The 6053-nt window shown below is 38.1% G+C and carries 7 protein-coding genes and 1 rRNA gene; 2 read left to right on the plus strand and 6 right to left on the minus strand.

All coding sequences use genetic code 11. The features are described 5' to 3' along the window. Window positions 1-31 precede the first annotated feature (31 nt). A complete protein-coding gene (locus FVB32_RS17070; protein WP_147745034.1) occupies window positions 32-379 on the plus strand; it encodes a VOC family protein in 348 nt (115 codons plus the stop codon). A gap of 9 nt (window positions 380-388) precedes the next feature. On the opposite strand, the gene FVB32_RS17075 is transcribed toward FVB32_RS17070, so the two are convergent. Continuing rightward, window positions 389-619, minus strand: coding sequence for a hypothetical protein (locus FVB32_RS17075; protein WP_147745035.1), 231 nt, complete (start codon window positions 617-619; stop codon window positions 389-391). Next, window positions 616-1782, minus strand: a complete 1167-nt coding sequence (locus FVB32_RS17080) for a THUMP domain-containing class I SAM-dependent RNA methyltransferase (RefSeq protein WP_147745036.1) — start codon at window positions 1780-1782, stop codon at window positions 616-618. The genes FVB32_RS17075 and FVB32_RS17080 overlap by 4 nt, the downstream gene beginning before the upstream one ends. A gap of 56 nt (window positions 1783-1838) precedes the next feature. Between FVB32_RS17080 and FVB32_RS17085 the strand changes: the two genes are divergently transcribed. Further along, window positions 1839-2528: a ZIP family metal transporter gene (locus tag FVB32_RS17085; protein WP_147745037.1), complete on the plus strand. Its 690-nt coding sequence runs from the start codon at window positions 1839-1841 to the stop codon at window positions 2526-2528. Window positions 2529-2542: 14 nt separating this feature from the next. Here FVB32_RS17085 and trhA read toward each other — a convergent pair whose 3' ends face one another. The 4 genes from trhA to rrf all read right to left on the minus strand — a co-directional run. Next, on the minus strand, window positions 2543-3181 hold the full coding sequence (gene trhA, locus FVB32_RS17090) for a PAQR family membrane homeostasis protein TrhA (protein ID WP_147745038.1): 639 nt from the start codon (window positions 3179-3181) through the stop codon (window positions 2543-2545). A 6-nt stretch (window positions 3182-3187) separates the two neighbouring features. Further along, the gene (locus tag FVB32_RS17095) at window positions 3188-4525 is read right to left on the minus strand and encodes an amidohydrolase family protein (protein ID WP_147745039.1); all 1338 of its coding nucleotides are present in this window, start codon (window positions 4523-4525) and stop codon (window positions 3188-3190) included. 38 nt (window positions 4526-4563) lie between these two features. Next, on the minus strand, window positions 4564-5901 hold the full coding sequence (locus FVB32_RS17100; protein WP_147745040.1) for an amidohydrolase family protein: 1338 nt from the start codon (window positions 5899-5901) through the stop codon (window positions 4564-4566). Window positions 5902-5971: 70 nt separating this feature from the next. Continuing rightward, a 5S ribosomal RNA gene (gene rrf / locus FVB32_RS17105) occupies window positions 5972-6053 on the minus strand; the annotation flags it as partial.

The raw sequence follows: 6053 nt of genomic DNA on the forward strand, positions 1-6053 counted from the left end.
CGTAAATAATAACATTCAAAAAATCTCACATATGAAAACTAAAAGCACCCCTATAAATTACGTTGAATTCAAGACAAAAAACCTTGAAGAAACAAAGACATTCTATTCCAACTGTTTTGGGTGGGTTTTTACGGATTACGGACCAACCTATACGGCGTTTTCAGAAAGTGGTTTGGAAGGCGGATTTGAAACAACTGAGGAAGATATTGTTAATGGGGCACTGATTGTATTATATCACGAAAATCTTGAAATTATCAAAGAAAAAATTATAGCAGCGGGCGGGAAAATATCTAAGGCAATTTTTTCGTTTCCCGGTGGAAGTAGATTTCATTTTACTGACCCATCAAATAATGAGCTTGCCGTATGGTCTGACAAATAGTATAAAACGTTAAACCTCCCGCGCCCCTTTGATGAAAATCCATTTCATCATTACTTTTTTGCCTCCCTGGGTATTAACAGCTCCAAATTTAGGAGCAAAAACAGTGGCAGTTATTGCCGAGATTACTGCTAAAAAAATGGGACTCATGGGCACATAATGCCCCAAGGTCAAACGGGTAATCAGAAAAAGTGCCATAAAGGCAATAAAATTAAGCAACAAGGCCTTATGTTTTGGTTTCATTTACTATCGGCATTATGTTTTGCTTTCTTGCTCCCTTCGTACATTTCATATTTGACCAGTCTGGATTCAAGCTTTCCATTGAACGCCTTTATTTTACGCGAAGGTCTAAGACCAACAAATTTTAATGCTTCCAGATTCGAAGTTATTAACCAGGCATTTGTACCAGGGTAATTTTGTTTTAGGGTATCTCCAATCTTACTGTAAAAATCTTCAACATCAATTTGAAGTCGCTCCCCATAAGGTGGGTTAAATACCATATGCAGCTTTGATTCTGTGGGCTTTTCTGTTCTGAAAAAATCCTTTCTTTCTATAGTAATGTATTCCGCCAGATTGGCATTATCTACATTTTCTTGAGCCTTTCGTGTTGCCGAAGGCGCTTTATCATACCCAATAATTTTATGATGAAACTCACGTGTTTTATTCAAACTAGCTGTTACAATTTTTTCATGGAGTGCTGCATCATAGTCATTCCAATGCATAAATGCATAAGATGCTCTATTGATATTGGCCGGAATATTGCGGGCTATCATGCCTGCCTCGATTAAAAAAGTACCACTACCACACATCGGGTCTAAAAAATCGGTATTTCCATCCCATCCGCTACTAAGCAATAAGCCAGCTGCCAAGACCTCATTAATAGGTGCTATGTTTGTTGCTATCCGATACCCTCGCTGATGGAGAGAGCTCCCTGAACTGTCCAACGAAACGGTACAACTGTTTTTATAAATATGAATATTTATACGCACATCTGGGTCGTTTGTATTAACGCTAGGCCTTTGTCTTTTAACAGCCCTAAACTTGTCCACTATGGCATCCTTAGCGCGTTGTGAAACAAACATAGAATTGTTGAACACCTCAGAGTGCATGGTGGTGTCAATTGCAAAAGTTTTATCACAGTTAAAATAATTTGCCCAATCAATATCGTACACTTGCTGGTACAATTCCTTTTCATTGTTTATTCTAAAACGGGCAATAGGCTTCATTACCTTTAAAGCAGTGCGCAGACAAAGGTTTGCCTTATATAAAAAACCAGTATCTCCCTCAAAAGAAACATTCCTAACCCCTTCTTCCACATGGCCAGCTCCCAAGTTTCTCAATTCTTTGGCTAAAATAGGTTCAAAACCGTATAAAGTTTTGGCTAACATTTTAAAGTTTTCGGCCATCTTAAATAAAAATCTTTCGGTAAAAATAGGCTATTTTTATCCCTTCAACCTGGCTAATGAATTTTCCCTTTTTAATGATTTATTTAATTCCAATTTTAGCTGTCTGGATGAGTTTTGCTTTTGTATGGATTGCAAAGCCTAAGGACAAAAAAAATGTAAAGCTTTTATTGGCTTTTAGCGGTGCATTTTTATTGGCACTAACGTTTTTTGAATTATTACCTGAAGTATACGAAGGCAATAACCCCAAAACTATTGCAGTATTAATTTTAGCTGGAATATTACTTCAAGTCTTTTTGGAATTCTTTTCTAAGGGAGCTGAACATGGCCATATGCATATTGAACTTCAAGAAAATAAGTTCCCCTTACTTCTTTTTTTAAGTTTAGCTGTACATGCCCTTATCGAAGGGGTTCCGGTAGACGGAAACAACTCTATTTTGTATGGAATTGTCATTCATAAAATTCCAGTAGCAATCATTTTAAGCATCTTTTTAATTAACTCCAAAATGAAAAGGCAAGCAATGCTCTTGTTTATAGGAGTTTTTTCATTAATGACTCCTTTAGGAACTTATATAGCCATGCAATCTCAATGGATGGAACATTATGGGCACCTAATGACCGCCTTGGCCATTGGAGTATTTCTTCATATTTCTACCGTAATCCTGTTTGAAAGCTCTCAAGGACACTCTTTTAATCTTCGTAAACTTGTTGTAATTATTCTAGGTATTGGGATTGCGTATTTTTTATAAAATAATTTGTCCGCTTAGGGAATCACCTCCGAACAAATAAGTAACCAATGACTTACAGCACCTCCTAGCACAAAAAAGTGCCAAATCAAGTGATTATAAGGTATTTTTTTAAGAGCATAGAAGGCAATGCCTATCGTATAAAAAGCACCTCCTAAACTAAGAAAAAGCAGTCCCTTCGTAGATATGTTTTCTGAAAGAAAAGGAACATCAATAACAATCAACCATCCCATTATTCCATAAAGCACCAACGAAAAAACCTCAAATCTTCCAGTAAAAAGTAGTTTTAGAATAGTTCCGAAGAGTGCTATACCCCATACGAGATAAAAGAGCAACCACCCTTTTGAATCCGAAAGAACAGTTAAACAAACTGGCGTATATGTACCAGCAATCAAATAATAGATGCTTATATGATCTAGTGTTCGAAGTTTCTTTTTAAGTTTTGGATTCTGCACAGCATGATAAACCGTTGAAGCAGTAAAAAGAAGAATTAACGATACACTATAAACCAGAATACTTTCAAAAAGAAATGGCTCTCCTGTCATATCCTTCTGAAAGAAAAATACAATACCCAAAATGGAAAGCACAATGCCCAAGGCGTGAGAATATGCATTCCATTTTTCTTCTATTAAAACAGATTTGAGGGCAGAAGTCAAGAAAATCTATTTGTAACGTTTACCGTGTTTAATAACCATATCCACATCTTGAAGCAAACTAATGTAACGTAGCACATCTCCTTTAACTGCGATGATATCAGCATATTTCCCAGGTGTAATGGTACCAACTTCGTCAGCAACTCCCATCCAAAGTGCTGGCCAATAGGTAGCTCCGCGAATGGCATACATGGGATCTATACCAAACTCATTTACCCAAACGTCTAATTCATGCCAAGTCGATTGACTGTGGAATTTCATTGGAATGCCACTGTCTGTTCCAATCATTAAAACAACACCTGCATCCAACAATTGGTTGATTTTAGTTTCCAAAGTAGGCTTTCTTGAAGGCATTAATTGGAAGTAAGGAAGCCTATCTGGATGCTGAACACTATTTTTGATATCCACAATAACACTATCTGGCAATCCTAAATGCCATGAATCATCATCAATAAATTCCAAGTTATCCCTATTATATTCAAAATTGTATAGCACTTCAACCGTTGGGCACCAAAACAAGGGTCCTTGACTCATATCTGCAGTACGCTCTTTTATCATTGTCATAACATCATCAGGGTATCTTGGTGCAGATGAAAGTCCCGTATGTTCAAAGCAATCTACACCCACTTCCAATCCTCTTCTAATTTCCTCAGGTCGATGACTATGGGCAACAACTTTTAAATTATTCTTATGTGCTTCATCCACCACTGCTCTGAGTTCATCCATCGTCATTTGATCATGATCAATCAATTTAATGACATCCACTCCAGCAGTAGCTAATTTTTTAACTTTTCTTCTTCCATCTTCCGGGCTATCCACTCCCCATCTAGAGTTTTCAGTTCCGGGATATGGTTTATGTTGGATAAAAGGTCCAGAAACATATAATGTTGCACCTGGGATATCTCCATTATTTACAGCATCGCGTACAGCAATACTTGCCTCTAAAGGTGCACCCAAATCCCTAGCACTGGTAACTCCTGCCATTAATAGTTGATGCACAGATGCGGGCATGATTACATCTTTCCAAAGCGGCTGATAAACTTTATCCCAATACCCATAATCTGAATGACCTACTAGTTTTGTGTGAACATGCATATCCCAAAGACCAGGTAAAACCGACATGCCCTCAGTTGAAATTATCTCAGCATTACTGGGTATAGTAGTATTTTCCATACTCCCTACAGAAACTATTTTTTCTCCCTCAATAATGATGACACTATTTTTTATTGGGTTTGATCCAAAACCATCAATTAATGTTCCGCCAACAAGAGCTTTAAGATTGCTTTCCTGTGCGTTAATAATCAAAGAAAAGAGTATGCATGTAGTAGATAAAACTCGGTTGATCATAATGAAGTTTTAGATAAAAAATTATTCGAGTACGCTTCTTACTTGTATTGCTTCCCATGCTTTATAACCATGTCCACATCTTGAAGAAGGCTAATGTATCTAAGAACATCTCCGTCTACAGCAATAATATCCGCATATTTACCTGGTGTAATGGTCCCCACTTCATCTGCAACTCCCATCCAGAGTGCTGGCCAGTACGTTGCACCACGAATAGCGTACATAGGATCAATACCAAATTCATTTACCCAAACATCTAACTCATTCCAGGTAGATTGGCTATGGAATTTCATAGGAATGCCACTATCTGTTCCTACCAACAAAACCACTCCTGCATCCAACAATTGTTGAATCTTGGTTTTTAAAGTGGGTTTTCTTGATGGGGTCAGCTGAAAATAAGGTAGACGATCTGGGTGTTTTATACTGTTTTTAATATCCGTTATAACAGTATCTGGCAATCCTCTATGCCACGAATCGTTATCCAATTTTTCACGGTTATCGCGGACATATTCATAATTGTATAATCCCTCAACGGTAGGGCACCAAAATAAAGGTCCTTGACTCATATCTGCAGTACGTTCCTTTATCATGGTCATAACATCATCTGGATACCTTGGAGATGAAGAAAGCCCTGTGTGTTCAAAACAATCAGCACCTACAGCCAATCCTCGTCTAATTTCCTCAGGTCTATGGCCATGCGCTACAACCTTCAAGTTGTTTTTATGCGCTTCATCCACAATAGCGCGAAGCTCATCCATGGTCATTTGGTCTTGATCAATTAGTTTGATTACATCCACCCCAGCATTGGCCAACTTTTTTATCTTTCGTCTGCCATCTTCAGGACTGTTAACACCCCATCTAAAGTCCTCCGTTCCTGGATAAGGTTTTTTTTGGATAAATGGTCCAGAAACATATAACGTTGCCCCAGGAATCTCACCATTATTGATTGCGTCCCTAACAGCTATACTTTCCTCTAAAGGGGCTCCTAAGTCTCTGGCACTGGTAACTCCAGCCATAAGCAATTGATGGGCCGAAGAAGGCATGATAACATCTTTGAATAATGGCGGATACGTTTTATCCCAATATGCATAATCCGCATGACCATTGATCATGGTATGTACATGCATATCCCAAAGGCCAGGAAGAACACTCATACCTTCTGTGGATATTACTTCTGCATTAGCGGGTACAGGTAATGTTTCAACTGTTCCAACTGCTTTTATTCGTTCACCTTCTATTAAAATGACACTGTTCTTTATGGGATCAGAACCGAAACCATCTATTAGGGTTCCGCCTACCAAAGCTTTTAGGTTGTTTTCTTGGGAAAACATAAAAATTGTCATAAAAAAGATACAGGAGGTCAATCGAAGTTTAAGCATTGTTTTTTGTTTTTCTAAAGATAGCTAAAAACAAAAAAAACGCCCTTTACGTGATGTAAAGGGCGTTCAAGGAAGGCGGCGACCTACTCTCCCACTTGGTATAGCAGTACCATCGGCGCAAACGGGCTTAACTTCCCTGTTCGGAATGGAAA

The sequence above is a fragment of the Flagellimonas hymeniacidonis genome, from assembly GCF_008040165.1.
Classification (GTDB): domain Bacteria; phylum Bacteroidota; class Bacteroidia; order Flavobacteriales; family Flavobacteriaceae; genus Flagellimonas; species Flagellimonas hymeniacidonis.